16 protein-coding genes are annotated in these 17019 nt (G+C 44.0%); 12 read left to right on the top strand and 4 right to left on the bottom strand.

What is annotated here, in order from left to right; genetic code table 11:
- Positions 1–32: 32 nt before the first annotated feature.
- Positions 33–869, bottom strand: a complete 837-nt coding sequence (locus GVN20_RS16620; RefSeq protein ID WP_166559423.1) for an AraC family transcriptional regulator — start codon at positions 867–869, stop codon at positions 33–35.
- A 442-nt stretch (positions 870–1311) separates the two neighbouring features.
- Here GVN20_RS16620 and GVN20_RS29585 point away from each other — a divergent pair, with 442 nt between their 5' ends.
- The 6 genes from GVN20_RS29585 (at position 1312) to GVN20_RS16590 (ending at position 7935) form a co-directional block, all read left to right on the top strand.
- A complete protein-coding gene (locus GVN20_RS29585) occupies positions 1312–1548 on the top strand; it encodes a hypothetical protein (RefSeq protein WP_206023292.1) in 237 nt (78 codons plus the stop codon).
- A gap of 572 nt (positions 1549–2120) precedes the next feature.
- Positions 2121–2477: a hypothetical protein gene (locus GVN20_RS16610; RefSeq protein WP_206023291.1), complete on the top strand. Its 357-nt coding sequence runs from the start codon at positions 2121–2123 to the stop codon at positions 2475–2477.
- A 505-nt stretch (positions 2478–2982) separates the two neighbouring features.
- On the top strand, positions 2983–3675 hold the full coding sequence (locus GVN20_RS16605; protein WP_166559422.1) for a response regulator transcription factor: 693 nt from the start codon (positions 2983–2985) through the stop codon (positions 3673–3675).
- 3 nt (positions 3676–3678) lie between these two features.
- Positions 3679–5076 (top strand): HAMP domain-containing sensor histidine kinase, encoded by a 1398-nt coding sequence (locus tag GVN20_RS16600; RefSeq protein WP_166559421.1) that lies wholly within the window; start codon positions 3679–3681, stop codon positions 5074–5076.
- Between the two features lie 136 nt (positions 5077–5212).
- Positions 5213–6133 carry a hypothetical protein gene (locus GVN20_RS16595; protein ID WP_166559420.1) on the top strand — a complete coding sequence of 307 codons (921 nt, stop codon included), beginning with the start codon at positions 5213–5215 and terminating at the stop codon, positions 6131–6133.
- Between the two features lie 101 nt (positions 6134–6234).
- Positions 6235–7935 carry a lipopolysaccharide assembly protein LapB gene (locus tag GVN20_RS16590; protein ID WP_166559419.1) on the top strand — a complete coding sequence of 567 codons (1701 nt, stop codon included), beginning with the start codon at positions 6235–6237 and terminating at the stop codon, positions 7933–7935.
- A 69-nt stretch (positions 7936–8004) separates the two neighbouring features.
- Here GVN20_RS16590 and GVN20_RS16585 read toward each other — a convergent pair whose 3' ends face one another.
- Genes GVN20_RS16585 through GVN20_RS16575 form a run of 3 tightly spaced genes read right to left on the bottom strand, consistent with a single transcriptional unit; the run spans position 8005 to position 13514 of the window.
- The gene (locus tag GVN20_RS16585; RefSeq protein ID WP_166559418.1) at positions 8005–11118 is read right to left on the bottom strand and encodes an efflux RND transporter permease subunit; all 3114 of its coding nucleotides are present in this window, start codon (positions 11116–11118) and stop codon (positions 8005–8007) included.
- A gap of 58 nt (positions 11119–11176) precedes the next feature.
- The gene (locus GVN20_RS16580; protein WP_166559417.1) at positions 11177–12265 is read right to left on the bottom strand and encodes an efflux RND transporter periplasmic adaptor subunit; all 1089 of its coding nucleotides are present in this window, start codon (positions 12263–12265) and stop codon (positions 11177–11179) included.
- Position 12266: 1 nt separating this feature from the next.
- Positions 12267–13514: a TolC family protein gene (locus GVN20_RS16575; RefSeq protein WP_166559416.1), complete on the bottom strand. Its 1248-nt coding sequence runs from the start codon at positions 13512–13514 to the stop codon at positions 12267–12269.
- A gap of 135 nt (positions 13515–13649) precedes the next feature.
- Between GVN20_RS16575 and GVN20_RS16570 the strand changes: the two genes are divergently transcribed.
- From GVN20_RS16570 to trxA, 6 genes are all read left to right on the top strand, one after another.
- Positions 13650–14354 (top strand): response regulator transcription factor, encoded by a 705-nt coding sequence (locus GVN20_RS16570; protein ID WP_166559415.1) that lies wholly within the window; start codon positions 13650–13652, stop codon positions 14352–14354.
- Entirely contained in the window at positions 14351–15718 is a 1368-nt protein-coding gene (locus tag GVN20_RS16565; protein WP_166559414.1) for a cell wall metabolism sensor histidine kinase WalK, read from the top strand. Before GVN20_RS16570 ends, GVN20_RS16565 begins: the two co-directional genes overlap by 4 nt.
- An 81-nt stretch (positions 15719–15799) precedes the next feature.
- A complete protein-coding gene (locus GVN20_RS16560; protein WP_166559413.1) occupies positions 15800–16126 on the top strand; it encodes a rhodanese-like domain-containing protein in 327 nt (108 codons plus the stop codon).
- 49 nt (positions 16127–16175) lie between these two features.
- Positions 16176–16415: a hypothetical protein gene (locus GVN20_RS16555; RefSeq protein ID WP_166559412.1), complete on the top strand. Its 240-nt coding sequence runs from the start codon at positions 16176–16178 to the stop codon at positions 16413–16415.
- Complete coding sequence (locus GVN20_RS16550; RefSeq protein ID WP_166559411.1) at positions 16399–16629, top strand: hypothetical protein; 231 nt, start codon at positions 16399–16401, stop codon at positions 16627–16629. Before GVN20_RS16555 ends, GVN20_RS16550 begins: the two co-directional genes overlap by 17 nt.
- A gap of 37 nt (positions 16630–16666) precedes the next feature.
- Positions 16667–16984: a thioredoxin gene (gene trxA, locus GVN20_RS16545; protein ID WP_229598164.1), complete on the top strand. Its 318-nt coding sequence runs from the start codon at positions 16667–16669 to the stop codon at positions 16982–16984.
- Positions 16985–17019 lie beyond the last annotated feature (35 nt).

Here is a 17019-nt window from a genome sequence, read left to right as displayed (position 1 = left end):
ATCCCCGTGCCCGGTCATACTAAAAATAAACCTTATTCTTTCCCTTTGGCGTAGCGCAGCGGCGTGACCCCAAATAGTTTTTTGAACTGTCCGATAAATTTAATCGGATGACTATAGCCCAATTTCTGAGAAACACCCGTAACATTCAGCGCTCCTGATTTTAGCCATTCGGCGGCTTCATTCATACGTTTTTGCTGATAGTATTGATAAAAAGGCATCCCAAAAGCCTCCTTAAACAGGTATTTGAACTTACTCTCGCTCATACTCAACTGATTGCTTAGCTCAGTAATGGTAGGAATCGGCTGTTCAAATTGAAGCATGTAGTTGTTGACCACCCATTCTATTTTGAGACGGTCATTTTTCAACACTTTTGGACTTTTTAAAACCTCAAAATAAGAATTCAGGTAATTAAACAACGCACTTTTTAAGCGCAGGTTATTGTTCAGACGCGACGGGTCGGAATTTCGAACAAGGGTCAACAACTGCGAATCGAGCGATTCGTAAAAAGAAGGCAATGACACAAAATCATAGAGATTCTTAATCTGAGCAAATGAGTCAAGAAGATTATTCTCGGTCAGCCATTCTGTCGACACCGAAAGCCTCAACAAGCGAATCGTTTTGTATTTCTTCAATGGTTCAATTTCGATTCTCTCCTCCCCAAAAGAAAGAAATTGTGTTTTTGTCTGCGTAGTCTGCTGAGAACGATGCACTCTAACCAATTCTGAAGTTTCCCACAAACAGGTAACACCAGGTTCAGGCAAGGGCAGTAGAGTTTTGCCCGACATTAAAATGAACTCAGCATCTAGTCCTTGCTCTAGGTTGAATGTTGTACCCTTAAAAGTAACGTTGAGATTATGTATAGAACTCATAACTATTAAAGTGTTTTAAATTTCATAACATTTACAGATTCACAATACTTCTAACAAAGTAAACTAATTCCTATGCCTTTTTGGTACATTTTTTCAATAAAAAACTTTAGGAATAAGGATTTTGACATATTTGAAAACTATTTAAACAAGTTCTTTAAAAAATCATCACTTTTCAATCAGGAATTTCAAGTAAAATACCTAATATTATTCAACTGAACACATTTATAGCTGGTATAGCCCATACAAAGGGCTAAAAACGCAATCAAGTCCGACATGTTTTTTTTGGGGGTTTAAAGCAAACAATGACGAGAATTTACCGCTCTAAGAGGTTTATCTTCCAGAATAATTGTAATTTTGGTATATAATAAACGGAACCGTTGATTATATACCATTTGTAACTAAATGAGTATTATTTACTACGAAATCATCCCACTTATCGACAATGACAGCCCTATGGTGGTTGTTCCTGTCAAAAAGCAGATTTGACATCGAAAAGGTGTTTGAGTTTATGGAAATCAATTACGATAAAAATATTTCACTGGAAGATATGTCTAAAGTAGTAAAAATGACTGGGGTGGGTTTTAAAATGAACTGTGAAAACCTTCATGGACAGCCTCAACAACATCCGATTGGGGCATGCCTCTCGGCTTTTAATAGACACTCCCCTCACCATCACTGAGTTTTTTTTGGGGCGGTTTCAACAATTTATCCTATTTCAACCGCCTTTTCAAGAAAAAACGCCAATGCACTCCTAAAGAATTTCGTGAGAATTATTCACGAACCCGAACCTTTGTTTAGTGTTATTGTACTTTTTGGCGTAATTTTGCATAACTAAAAGTGAGTTTACGGAATTCGCGGTCGATTGACCCAGAAATCAGCGGAGCTTTCATCTATCAAATACATTAACTTTTATGTCAAGGCTTCCTTAAGTTGCTCCTTATTCTTTGCAGCATCAGGCAACGCTCGATTCTATGTTATACTCTAAAAACCAACACTTTGGAAGTCGTCATCTTAAAAAAATCTTTTATTATCGTAAACTTTAGTGAAGTAACGTTCCAAACCGTCCAAGCAACTCAATCAATGATTTTGGACGAATAGCGCTTAATCATCATTTCTTATCTAAGTGGCGGCTTTGTAAAGCCAAATTCTATATATCATTTTTTCTTATCGTTACGTTTGCAGTTGTTATGTCAGAAACTGATACAAAATCTGTCATAAACCCTGTCGACCATAAACTTTTATTTACTAATTATGAGCAAGCAATCGTATATCCCCGTAGTCATTGAATGGGCCAAACGCAAGGGATATGAGCAAATTCGGGCAAATATGGAAGGTTTTGAGCAACCAATTGCTTACGAACGTCAAAATGACGACGAGCGATTCATTCCAGATGTCACTGCCAAGCAACTTCTGGAGCAATCCTACTTTGAAATTATTCTTAAAGGAGACAGTCCCGATAAAATCGTTTCGAAACTTCGTTTGTTGAGTATGTTGGTAAGCCAGAAGGGCGGGCGTTTATTCCTGATGACGCCTCCCGGAAATCTCAATTTCGCCAAAGAACTCGTCACCAAATACTCAATCAACGGCGAAATCGTCAAGATTGTTTAAGTAGGTATTCTTCGCCATTTCATGGACAATAGTCGGCAATTTTGGCACAACATCCGTCAAAAAATGCATCCCCAAAGCAGCGATGACCGCTGCCTTGGGTCCCGACCTAAGAAAAAATACCAAAATGCGTTTTGTCAATCTAGCATCCGCAACTGACTTCCCTGTTTTTCAAATTCTTCCATTGGAGCTTTCCCTATTTTGCTGAAGTAGATTTTCGGAGCAATGACAATCACTTTCTACCCCTAAATTTATCAAATTATAATCTTTCATTAAGGCTTCCTTAAGTTGGACGGTGTAGGTTTGCAATCAACGTCACCTCACCGTTTAAAGCCCTGAATATAGACGTCGTCTTGTTTCTGCACAAAATTCTGGTCTTGATTGATGATTTGAAAAAGCTTTTCTTGTCCCTCTACTTTAGGCTTCGTTGTTGCTGCTGATAATCAGATTCTGAAAGTATATTAGCAACTAAAAACGTCGACTAGCCTTTGCTGTAAATCACCGCTCTATGGAAAATCCCAAAAAAATACTTTTTGTAGAAGACGACAAAAGAATCTCCGACGCCACCAAAAAAGGCCTTGAAAAACAGTTATTTACAGTCGAGCCTGCGTACGACGGTTTTGTGGGTGCCCGACTAGCCACAACCCAGCCTTATGACCTCATCATACTAGACATCAATCTGCCCCTCATGAATGGCTTCGAAGTGTGTAAGGCCATTCGGCAGCATGGTAGCACTACCCCCATCCTGATGCTCACGGCTTTGGGTGAAATCGACGATCGGGTAAAAGGCCTTGACTTTGGGGCCGACGATTACCTTATCAAACCTTTTGACTTCCGCGAACTGATGGCCCGCATCCATGCGCTCCTGCGTCGCGCTAACCCTACCCACGACCAAGCCTCGGAAGTACTCCGCGAAGCAAACCTTGAAATGAATCTCGTGACCAAAACCGTCAGACGAGACAATCAGCCCATTGACCTCACCGCCCGGGAATTCGAGTTGCTGGAGTTTTTGCTGCGCAACAAAGGCCGTGTGTTGTCGAAAATGGACATTATTGAACACGTCTGGGAATTGAACTTTGACACCAATACCAACGTAATCGAGGTGTTTATCAACTATTTACGCAAAAAAATCGACCGCAATTTTGAGCCCAAGCTGATTCATACAAAAACAGGATTAGGCTATTATCTCAAAGCCGACTAGCCAATGCAAATACGCTACAAAATCGCTTTGCAATTTACGCTTATCGTACTGGCCATCTTGCTAGTATTTTCGGGCATCGTGTACTACCGCGCCGAAAGTCAACGACGAACGAGTTTTTATGACCGACTTTCTCGTAGGGCAAAAACCACCGCTCGGCTACTGGTAGACGTCAAAGAATTTAACACTACCCTACTCAAACTAATTGATAAGAACTCTTCTTCTCGCCTGCCCGAAGAAGAAATTTTTATTTATGACTACCGAAATCTATTGTTGTATTCGAACATCGAAAAAGTCTCTCCATACGTGACGCAGGAGCGAATCAATGAAGTCAGGCTGGCCCAGGAAATCAAATTTCAGTACGAAGGCCGCGCCGTCATCGGTCTGGTGTTTGAAGGACGCTACGACCGCTTTGTGCTCATTGCTTCCGCCATTGACAAAAACGGCAAACTACAGCTGAAAGAGCTCATTATCACTCTATTGTTTGCGTTTTTGGGGGGTATCCTGACCACGGTCGGCTTGGCTTTGTTTTTTGCTCATCAGTCGTTGCGGCCCATCAGTACCATCAACCGTGAGATTGGGGAAATCACGGCAAAAAACCTCCGAAAACGCATTCATCAGGGCAACGAAAAGGATGAAATAGCGCAATTAGCCATCAATTTTAACTTAATGCTCGAACGACTCGAACTGGCATTTACACAACAGCGGCAGTTTGTATCGCACGCGTCGCACGAACTCCGAACCCCACTTTCGGCCCTCAAAACGGAGATTCAAATAGGGCTTTCTTCACTCAATTCTCCCGAAGAGCACCACCAAATTTTACAAAATCTCCTCAAAGACACCGACCGCCTCATTGAGCTTTCAAACGGATTGCTCCAACTCGCCCGCATCAATGAAACCCCCGAAGAGCTAATTTTTGACAAAGTGCGCATGGAAGAAGTACTCCTCAATGCCCAGCGAGAGGTAGTGGCGAGCCATTCCGATTATCAAATCCAATTTGACTTTGACCAGATTCCTGAGGAAGACCACTTAACGTTGGTCATGGGCAACGAAGCTCTGCTCAAAAATGTATTTGTTAATTTATTGGAAAATGCCTGTAAATATACACCCAACCATCAGGCCAGTCTGCGGTTAGGATTTGATGCCGAGTGGTGCCTTGTGAGGGTCATTGACCAAGGCATCGGTATCTCAAAACAAGACCTACCCAATATTTTCCAACCTTTTTACCGTGCCAAAAATGCCATTGACTACCACGGTTTTGGCATTGGACTGTCGGTGGTCAAAAGAATCGTGGAGCTCCACGAAGGCCAACTCGAAGTAAAAAGCAGACCGCACCTAGGCACTGAGTTTATGGTTAGACTCAAGCATTTGAAAGAAGAATCAGCCCGTGATTTTATCCGCTAATGGACACCTCCTGCCAAAAAGATGTTTTTTATTTTCAGCCTTCTAAGTGAATTCTAATTTTTCGTTAAGTCCTCCTTAAGTTTTGGGATAAACCTTTGTGTCATCAATTTAAGGTTCCACCCAAAACATTACGCCCATGGAATGGACTGCACAAAACTCAAAAACCATCGCCGCCGTGTTGGCTTTACTGCTCACGACCAGCGTAGTAGGCGGCCTCTACTATTGGGACAAAAGTGGTGGTGTAGCCAAAGAAAGAGATAAAAACGCCCTCAAAGCCGACTCTCTCTTGTCGGTAAAACTCAACTTAGAGCGTGACATTCACCATTTAAGCCTTGATTTAAACAGCGCTCGGCGCGAAAATGCGGGCATCACGAAAAAACTCGCTTCTACCCAAACCTTTTTGGCCAAAAAAAACAGGATTGTGGCCAAACTGACCCAAGAAACCAACGCCCAAAAAGATGATTTGATAACACTTAAACAACAAGTAGCAGAGCTTGACGCCCTCAGAAGTGAATTAAAAGCCGAAATAGAAAACTACCAAAGCCAAAAAGGCCAGTGGCTCGTCGATAATAATCAACTCAAAACCACCAACGAAGCCCTCCAAGTACAAATCAATGACTTGAATGGTAAGCTAAACAGCATGGTTCCGAAAAGCTTGGTAACGGCTACCAATTTTAGGGTAGATGTCCTAAAAAATAATCACAAAGTAACCGCCAAGGCAAAAAAAGCCAACAGTATTATGGTCTCGTTTACGCTGCCAGCATTGCTCACCACTGAAGGGAATCAGCAGGTATTTTTGAGCCTGACCGACGTCGAAAACCGACCGCTGAGCGGTGCGATTCAGCAACTTTCTGTCAATGCCAACGAAACCACACTTGCTGTCCCCGTTCATGCTGTACAGACCCTCGACTTTGGCAAAAACCCCCAAAAAGCGGTGTTTGAATTTATACCCAACGAAAAAATAGTCAACGGAATATATAGAGCCAGTATTTACACCGAAAACACCTACCTCGGCTCTGTAGAATTTCAGTTGCGCGACAGCTTTCTGTTTTTTTAACACAATCAAATCGTCGTTACTTTTTTCCACACCATTATTTCGACTTGACCAATTACCCCACCCCACCTTGCATCTTTTTTCGTTAACCTAAAAAAAAGCGCATGAAAAAACCACTCAACCTCCTAATTGTCAGCCTATTTTGGCTTACATCAGGTATACTAACCGCCCAGGCGCAGGATTTGGCAACCGCTCTTCAATGGCTGGAAAGAGGACAAACCGAGAAAGCCAGCCAACAGCTTCAGCAGCTCCTTCAGAGCCAGCCAACCGCCCAAACGTATTTTTATAACGGCTATGCCGCCATCCGCACCCATCATTTACAGGAAGCAGGCAATTTTTTTGAGAAAGGAATGATTTTGGACGAAAAACGTCATCCGCTCAATAAAGCAGGTATGGGTATTGTGGCGATGCTGGAAGGACGTACCACCGACGCCGAGCGTATTTTGGCCGAAGTCATGAAAGAAAGCAAAGGAAAGGATGTCGAAATTTTGGGTCGGATTGGGGAAGCTTATACGGGCTATACGCAGGTAATCAACGATACCGACAAACCCATGTACGCCCAACACAACGCCGCCAAGGCCATCGAATACCTAGAGCAAGCCCTCAAACGCGACAAGAAAAACGGGCAACTTTGGCTGGCACTGGGCGATGCCCGGGCGCTATCTACTCCCTCCAACGGCGGCCCTGCGGTGACAGCCTACGAGTACGCGCTCGAATTTTTGGCCGATAAAAGTCTGCCCAATCACCGCATCGGTACCATTTACTGGGCGGGTAAAAGTTATAATCTAGCGAGCGATTTTTACCGAGCGGCCCTCAGAGCAGATTCGCTGTACGCACCTTCGTATTTGCAGTTGGCCGAGTTGAATTTCAAAACCAACCGTTACAAAGAAGCAGCGGCGGCCATGAACAAGTACTTGGCCCTCGCAGAAAAGCCCGACGCCCAATTACGGTATCGTTCAGGGCAGTTTGATTATTTGGCGCGCGAATATGCCCGAGCTGTACAGAAAATCGAACAGGTAAAAAACGAAGTGGAAACACCCGTCAAATATCGGCTTTTGGGAAGGTCTTACTTTAGTTTGAAAGACTATGACAAAACCATTGAAAACCTGAAAACATTTCTTGAGAAAGCCCCCGACAAAGCAGAAGGGCTAGAATACAAACTACTGGGGCGCGCCTACCAAAACATCAGCGACACCACCATTGCCAAGGACTCCATCGCGGTTTTCTATCTGGCAAAAGCCGCTACCACCGACACCACCGAAAATTTATACAGCGAAGTGGCCGAAATGAGCTACAAACTCAAACACTACGAAGACGTGGTCAAATACGTAGAAGCGGGTGAAAAACGCTTTCACAAGTCATCAGTAAAAGACAAATTTTGGTTGGCCATGGCCGCCTATAAAATGGGCCGCGAAGACTCTACCATGTACCTAAAAGCCGATTCGGCCTTTGCGGCCGTGCAAGAATCCAGCCCCGACCATTTGCCCACGATTCTGTACCGCGCCAAATCCAATTATTACGGATATGCCAACCAAGATACCGCCTACGTAAAATCAATCCCTTTTTATGAGCGATTTGTTGAGTTAGCATATACAAAAAAGGAAGAGCAGAAATTTAAGTACGACATGAGAATTGCCCTTAAATACCTCTTTTCGTACTATACATCGGTTGAAATCAACCCCGAAAAAGCCCTCGACGTGGCCCAAAAAGGCAGAGCACTCGACCCCGCCGACAAGGATTTCAACGATATGATGGCCCAACTAAACAACCGACCTCCTAACCCCTCCTTTTCTAAACCTCAGTAATCTGATTGTATTCGTGGCTGTATGTAACCAATTGACTGCTATCATTGATGGCAGTCAATTTTGCTATACTTAGTCTAAATCATTGATTGTATGAACATTGTGGCGGTAGAAAAAGCGGTAGATAATCGGAAAAATCATCAGTGTAAGGACGGTGGCCGTAATCAGCCCACCAATCACCACAATCGCTAGTGGCTTTTGGGTTTCGGAACCGATGCCCGTAGAAAGCGCCGCGGGCAACAACCCGATAGCTGCCATAAGGGCCGTCATCACTACGGGGCGAATCCTTGATTTTACACCTTTTCGAATCGCCGTGTCAAGCGGCATTCGGGAAGATAAATTTTTGTTGAAAACCGAAATCAAAATCACCCCATTCTGGATACAAATTCCGAATAAAGCAATAAAACCTACCCCCGCTGAAATTCCAAAATTGATTCCTGTAAAATGAATAGCTAAAACCCCTCCCATGATGGCAAAAGGAACATTAGCCAATACCAAACCAGCATCTTTAGCATTGCCAAACATGATGAACAGGATGATAAAAATGGCAATTAAACACATAGGTACGACTTGCCCCAATTGCTTGGTTGCACGTACCTGATTTTCAAATTCACCCGTCCAGTTGATGGAGTACCCTTTAGGTAACTTCTTCAAAATAGGTGCTACTTTGCGCTGGGCTTCGGCAATGGTACTGCCCAAATCGCGCTCCCGTACCGAGAATTTAACGCCGATAAACCGCTTATTGTTGTCCCGGTACACAAAAGCAGGGCCCGTTACTTTGCGCAGCGTAGCGATTTCTTTCAACGGAATCTTACTTCCTTTTAAGGTGGGTACCATTAGCCGCAAAATATCGTCTTCAGTACGACGGTATGATTCCTGATAACGAAGACGAATATCAAATTTGCGCTCTCCTTCGTATAAAATGGAAGCCGTTTTGCCACCAATGGCCATTTCAATCACGGCCTGCGCATCGGCAATGCTAACCCCATACAATGCCATTTTGCTGTCGTGCAGAATCACGCTCATTTCGGGCTGACCTATATTGCGCAAAATCCCTACATCCTTCACCCCAGGCACATCTTTGATGGCCTCAATAACTTCATTGGCCTTGTCGTTCAGAACATCCAAATCATCTCCAAAAATTTTTACGGCATTACTGGCATTCATTCCCGCCACGGCCTCCGCTACGTTGTCGATGATGGGTTGTGAATAATTGTAGTTAATGCCCTGAAATTGTTTGAGTTTCGTATCCATTTCTTCAATTAGGTCATCGGTCGAAATCTTACGTTTCCATTCATCTTTGGGTTTCAGGTTGACCTGCATTTGTACGTAATAAAACCCAGAGGGGTCGGTGCCATCGTTGGAGCGGCCCGTTTGCGACAATACACCGTTTACTTCGGGAAATTCCATGAGTTTTTGGCGCAGAATTTTCACCGTTTTTACGGTCTCATTCAGCGAGCTACTCATCGGCAGTTTGGCTTCCACCCACAGGGCACCTTCGTTGAGTTGTGGCAAAAATTCGGTTCCCAGAAGGGTAGCTGAAAAAAGTGTTGTACCCAAGAAAATCATGGATCCCAATACGCTGATTTTCTTGTTGCGATAACACCATTCAAATCCTCTCGAAACCACACGGTCAAAGAAATAAACAATCGGATTATTTTTTTCCCGAACATTTTTCCGCAACAAAAATGAGCAAAGCACTGGCACCAGCGTAAGCGTATACAACAACGCCCCTAGCAAGGCGAAGCCCAGCGTATAGGCCAGTGGGCTAAACATTTTACCTTCTACTTTTTGGAAACTGAAAATAGGAATGAGCGCAGTGATAATGATGAGCTTAGAAAAAAACACGGCTTTCCCTAGTTCGCCACCCGTCTTTTTGATAAGGCCCAATTTTGCCAGTTTATTAAACCGCTCCATCCCGTTTTTATGCGCCATATGGTCGAGTGCCACAAATATTCCTTCTACCATCACCACCGCCCCGTCGATGATGATTCCAAAATCAACCGCACCCATGGAAAGCAAATTGGCCGACATCCCCTTGAGCTTTAGGCACATAAAAGCAAACAATAACGCCAACGGAATAATAATGGACACAATCAGTGTGGTACGCCAATCGGCCATGAACAGAAATACGATGACCGTCACAAACAATATACCTTCAAAGAGATTATGAAGCACCGTTTTGGTACAAAAAGCAATCAAATTGTCGCAGTCATAAAACGTCACCATTTTTACGTCGGGGGGCAAAATTTTGGTGTTAAGCTCCTCAATTTTGGCTTTGACCCTGGCCAGTACTTCGCTGGGGTTTTCGCCTTTGCGCTGCACTACAATTCCCTCCACCACGTCGTCGTTGGTATTGAGACCTGCTTGCCCTACGCGGGGCAAATTTGATTCTTTGACCTCAGCTACGTTTTTGACCAATACGGGATTATCGTTAACGTATTCTACAATGATATTTTCAATATCGGCAATTGAGTTGAGTAAACCAATACCCCGCACAACGTACGCCTGACCGTTGCGCTCAATGACATCCCCGCCCACGTTGACGTTGCTTTTGGTAACGGCCTGGTAGACTTCCAATGGCGTAATATCATATTTGGCCAATTGCGTGGGATTGGCCTGAATCTCATAGATTTTTTCCCGACCACCAAAGGCAACCACGTCGGCAACGCCTGGTACGCTCCGTAGCTGTCGGTCAATAATCCAATTGTGCAACGTCAATAGTTCGCGGCTATCGCGGTCTTTACTTTCCAGTGTAAACCGAAAAATCTCGCCCGTGGGGCCATAAGGTGGCTGTACATCAGGTTCAACGCCTTCGGGTAGCGACACCGTTCTGAGCTGATTATTAACCTGTTGTCGGGCAAAAAAATCATCCACATCATCTTCAAAAATGATTTTGATGATGCTCAGTCCAAACATGGTAATACTGCGCACGTTGGTTTTGCGCTGTACAGAATTCATGGCCACCTCTACGGGCACCGTCACGAAACGTTCGATCTCTTCGGCACTGCGGCCGTTCCATTCCGTCACCACAATGATTTGGGTATTGGTCACGTCAGGAAAAGCCTCCAGCGGCGTATTTAGGTAGCTCACTACGCCCGAGATGACCAAAATACCCGTCATAAAGAAAACGAAAAAGCGGTTTTTGAGTGAAAATCCGACAATTCCTCTGATAAATTTATTCATAAGTATAAAGCGCCCCCAAAGGGGTATTTATTAACATCTTTGTTAGAAAGTCAGGCGACTAATCATTTAAAGCATCATACACCAACAGCTGATTTTTGGCAATCACCCGCTCGTTGTTTTTCAAACCCTGCTGTATATACGCAATATCATTCAGCATTTTATAGACATTCACTTCACGCGTTTCAATGTTGGAGCGGCCTTTAAAAACCATCACCCAATTTTTACTGCGGTCAAAAATGACGGCGCCCGCTGGGATAGCCGTCATGGAGCCTCCTTCATCAAATTTGAGCGATACAGTAGCGTGCATTTCGGGCTTGAGCTTATAGCCTGCGTTATTGAGCCGAATCCGTACTTTCATAGTCTTATTTTCGGGGTCAAGCACGTTGTAAATTTTGTCCACACTTCCCCGAAACAGCTCTTCGCCGTAGCTAATGGTCTTAATATCAGCCATCATTCCGAGTTTCACTTTCGGAATATCGCTCTCGTTGACGTTGGCCATCACCCAAACCTCGCTGATTTGACCAATCGTAAAAATCTGCTCGTTGTTATCAGACCGAAGCTGCATTCCAGGGTTGACGTTTTTGCTGAGCACAAAGCCATCAATCGGTGCTTTGACAATGTAGTTTTGGGTTTTTCCTAAGCCATAAATACGAAAAACTTCTTTCATTCGGTTGAGTTCCGCTTGTGCGTTTTCTACCTCTTTTTTGGCCGAAGTTACTTCTCGCTGGGAGTTTAGTTTACTTTCAAAAAGTTCTTCCGCTGTTTTAAGGTTTTTCTCAGCTACCAGCACTTCTGCCTGCGCCTGAATCATTTGTCGCTCAAAATCAGCCACTTCCCCCGAACGTATGGTTGCTAAGACTTGGCCTTTGCGAACATAATCGCCCAGTTCGACCGTTACCTTTTCTACATTGCCCCCCACCAGCGGAAACACTTTAATGACACGGTTTTCGTCAGCAATAACTTTACCGACGAGGGTCAATTCACTTCGCACGGGCTCCGTCACAACACTTGCTAGTTCGATGCGCTTCATCATGGTGTCCGACAACATAAAAGCCTTGTTATCTTCAACAACAGGCTTTTTTTCTTGACAAGCCGCCAATATTCCAGCGCATACAATGACCAAAAAGAAAGTTTGTTTATTATTCATTTTATTTAAAAAGTTCTTGTCCAACCGTGAAATTAAGCTCTTCATACGCTCCCACTCTATCCGCCTTCAGGCGGTTCAATTCTTTGATACTTTCGCTGTAGGTTTCAATCAAATCAATAAATTCGAGCAACGTCAAATTGCGTTTTTGGAAGTTTTCCAGCACACCTTTGTTCAGCAACTCAAACTGGTCGGTAAATTTTGAATCGACGCTTTGCACCATGTTTTCAACGTAGCGTACCTTCTCTAAAGCCGCCGCTACTTCATTGGTCACCGTGTTTACTTTCTGATTCTGTAGGCCTTTTTGATAGTCAATCAGGGCTTTAGCCACTTTAATGTTCCCTTGATTTTTGTTAAAAAAAGGCAGATCAGCCGAAAGCGTCAGGCCCGAATAATCATTGACAAAGCTGCCCGCTTGGTCGTAGGTTGCTCCGATACGTACATTGGGTACTGCAAGAGCTTTTTGCAACCGGTAATTCAACTCAGCCTGCCGGGCAAACGACTCCGTCACTTTCACATCCCCCCTATTTTGCAGGGCTAACTCATTGAGAACCGAAACGTTATAATTTACTAACTGATAACGACTTAACTCCGTTTCGTTTACCAGAGGAGTAACCGACTTCTCGGTGTTAAGTAATGTTTTAAGGTCTTTTTGTTTTTCTGTTAGTTGAAACAGAATCTCGGTTTTGTCATTATTCAACTGAAAAAGCAGCGCTTTGAGGCGGAGCAACTCCCGTAGCGACACGTTGTTTTTTTCGTATTGCGTTTCAAACGCCACCACAGTACGCTCCAAAGTCTCAATCTGCCGCTGATAACGGTTGAGGGTATTTTGTAAAAAGAAAATATCGAAAAAATTGGAACGAAGTTCAAACTTGAGGATACGCAGCAAATCCATAAATTCATATTCGGTCATGCGGGCGTTTTCGAGGCTAAGCGCCACTTGCTTGTTTCGTTTGCCCGCCGTCTGAATCACCTGCTCAATAGAAATGATTTTTTGTCCGCCACGCCCCACATCCAGCACCCGTTGCCGGTTGGGATTGTAGAGGTTCCATTCGGTAGAGAGTGTGGGATTATCCCATAATCTTGCCTGAATGACCGACGCCTGCGCCGCATCAATCCGATACCGCTCCGCCAGTAAAATGAGGTTTTTTTCAACAAACAGGCTATCGGCCTGCCTGAGTGAAATCCGTAACGAGTCTTGGGCAAACCCACAAATCGGCAACAGAAAGGCCATTAAAATGATAATTCGCATAAGTAGTTAAGAATACTTTTTGCAAAGGTGTGTCGGCAACATTAACCTGATATAAAGCCGACCTTAAAAAAAACTAAATTGGTAAGCGAAGGCGTTAGGATGTACTATATTTGGCCTAAGTATAGTTTAGAAACCATGAAAACTGACACCGAACCCAAAAAAATCCTCATCATTGAAGATGACCAACGGATTGCGCAACTGCTCACGCGGGGATTGACCAACAAGGGTTTTGACACTGAAGTGGCCTACAACGGTCAACTGGGCTTACGCCGGGCACAAACCGTTGCCTTTGATTTGGTGATTCTTGACATTAACCTTCCCGAATTGAGCGGTTACGAAGTATGCAAGCGACTGCGTGATGTAAAACCCACCCTCCCGATTCTGATGCTTACAGCTATGAGTGAGGTAGACGACAAAATCGAAGGGTTTGAGGCGGGCACAGATGATTATATTGTTAAGCCGTTTGATTTCAGAGAGCTTTATCACCGGGTATTGGTAGGCTTACGCCGAAACAGCCCGGAAGTCGAAACGGTCGGAAAAGTGCTTCGAATTGCCGATTTGGAGGTTTTTTTAGATAGTAAACTCGTCAAACGCGCCGGAAAAGAAATCAATCTCACTGCCCGTGAGTATGAATTTTTGGTGTTTTTGGTCAAAAACAAAGGAAAAGTACTTTCTAAAAACGACATTGCCGCCCAAGTGTGGGACGTTCATTTTGATACAGGCACCAACGTCATTGAAGTCTATATCAACATTTTACGACGGAAAATAGACCGCGATTTTGAACCCAAATTAATTCACACGCGCCCGAGTTTGGGCTATATACTGCGCGAATACCCATGAAAATTCAAACCAAAATTGCCATTCAGTTTTCGTTGATTGTGGGAAGCTTGCTGGCCGTCTTTTCGTTTGTCATTTACCAATTATTTGCCGAATTCAGAGAGCAAGAATACTACGACCGACTGAAAAGCAAAGCCATAACGACCGCCCAATTGCTCATAAAGGTGGACGAAATAGACCGTGATTTGCTCAAAATCATTGATAAAAATACCCTCACGGCATTAGTCGATGAGAAAGTGCTAGTATTTGATCAACAAAACAAACTATTTTACAGCAGCTTAGACGACCACGTCATTCACTACGGCAATGATTTATTGAACCGCGTCAGAAAACACAAATACGTCGAAACAAGCGATGAAGAAAACGAAGTAGTTGGGCTTTTGTATGAACTCAACGGGCAAAATTACATTATTTTAGCCTCGGCCTATGACAAATTCGGCCACAGCAAGATGGCCAATCTCCGCGATATACTTTACAGCGGTTTGGTCATTGGCATTCTGATTACGGTTTTACTGGGAATTTTTTTTGCAGGAAACGCGCTAGGCCCCGTCAATCAGTTCATTAGTCAAATCAGCACCATCACGGCCAACAACTTGCGAGAACGTTTGGATGAGCGCCACGGAAAAGACGAAATCGGCCAGCTTGCGGCGGCGTTCAATAAAATGATGTATCGTTTGGAACAGTCGTTCGAACTGCAAAAAAGCTTTGTTTCGCACGCCTCCCATGAACTCCGAACACCCCTTGCCGCCCTTAAATCGGAAGTAGAAATAAGCTTGGACGAAAAACTCAGCGTAGCCCAGCACCGAGGAATCTTAGAAAATATACAAAAAGACATAAACCGACTCATTGCTCTGAGCAATAGCCTTTTACAGATTGTCCGACCACTAAAATCTTCCATCAACAGCGCGGCCGAAGTCCGCATCGACGATGTGGTGTTTCAGGCGCAAGATGATTTGCTTTTGAGCAAACCAGAGTATCGCATCAGCGTAGAATACGCAAAGGAACCCGAAAATGAAAAGCACATTACGGTCCTCGGAGACGAACCTCTTCTCAAAACTGTCTTTACCAACCTAATAAGCAACGCCTGCAAGTATTCCGCTAACCATCAAGCAATTGTGATTATTAACTTTAACGAAACACACACGCTCGTCAGCGTCCAAGACGAAGGCATCGGCATTCCAGCAGAAGACCTTACCGCCATTTTTGAGCCTTTTTATCGCTCAAAAAATGCCCTAACTATTTCAGGCTTTGGCGTGGGTCTGTCGGTGTGTAAAAGGATTGTCGAACTGCACAAAGGTAAAATTCATGTGGAGAGCCAGCTCCAGCACGGCAGTAAATTTTTGGTGGAATTACCTCATATTTCGTAGTGTGTAACAAATATCACTGTACTAGCCTCTGATAGTTCGGAACTTTGTCGTATCAAATTAAAATCAAAACCGACAAAGACCATGTTTGACTTTCTTAAAACCAAAAAAAATTACGAAAACGTTAACGCTTCGAGCTTTAAACAATTGATTGACGAAACTCCCAATGCCGTAGTATTAGATGTGCGTACCGCAGCCGAAATGCGCTCGGGTGCCATTAAGGGTGCCATCAATATTGATTTAATGGGCGCCGATTTTCAACAAAAAATTGCCAAATTAGACAAAAGCAAAACCTATTTTGTGTATTGTCGCAGTGGAAATCGCAGTGGTCAAGCCTGTAAAATGATGGGAAACTCGGGCTTTGAGCACGTTTACAACCTATCGGGCGGGATGATGAGCTGGCCCTACTAGGGCACTTTGTAAGTAGCTAAATTGTTAATTCATGAAATAATAACCGATTATGACGGCGGTACTTAAGAATTGGGATTTTATGCGAATTTTGCGGATGGGAATGGGCTTGTGGCTCATCTATTCCGCCTTTGTTGACCATCAACCACTTTTGGGATTACTGGGAGGATTGTTTGCGTTGCAGGCCATTATGAATGTAGGTTGCTGCGGCTCAGGTGGTTGCGCCACGCCAAACACCCGTCAAAGCACCTCAAAAACCATTGAAGAAACACATTATGAAGAAGTTAAGTAATATTCCGTGGGGCTGGCTGGGCGCGGTAGCAGGGGCCATTGGCGGGTATTGGTACTGGAAAGAAATCGGTTGCCTGACGGGAACTTGTCCGCTTAAATCTCAGTGGCAAACGATGGTGCCTTACGGCGCACTGATGGGGTATTTTGGCGGTGGAATGTTGCAAGATTTACAACTTAGTAAATTTATGCCGCGCCGCAACGACGCCGAGAAGTAGTACTGGCGTATTTTTTATCTTTAATCAACAACAGATCATGGAAAAGAAACAGACATTTAATGAAATAATTCAGAGTGAAACGCCCGTTTTGGTTGATTTTTTTGCCGAATGGTGCGGCCCGTGCAAAATGATGTCGCCGATTTTAAAAGATTTCGCTTCCCAAATGGGAGACCGCGTGCGCGTCATTAAAATCGACGTTGATAAAAACCCTGCGGCATCCCAAACTTACCGCATTCAGGGTGTGCCAACATTGATTCTTTTTCAGAAAGGGAAAATTGTGTGGCGGCAATCGGGCGTAGTCCAGAAAAAACAGTTGGAACAGATTGTGAATCAATTGGCTACGCAAGCTCAATAAATTATGCTTCCACCCCAATTCAACATCTTTCCTGA

This window comes from Runella sp. CRIBMP, assembly GCF_009905605.1.
Classification (GTDB): domain Bacteria; phylum Bacteroidota; class Bacteroidia; order Cytophagales; family Spirosomataceae; genus Runella.
The sequence above is the reverse complement of the archived record's forward strand: the minus strand, read 5'-3'. Positions and strand labels throughout refer to the sequence as shown.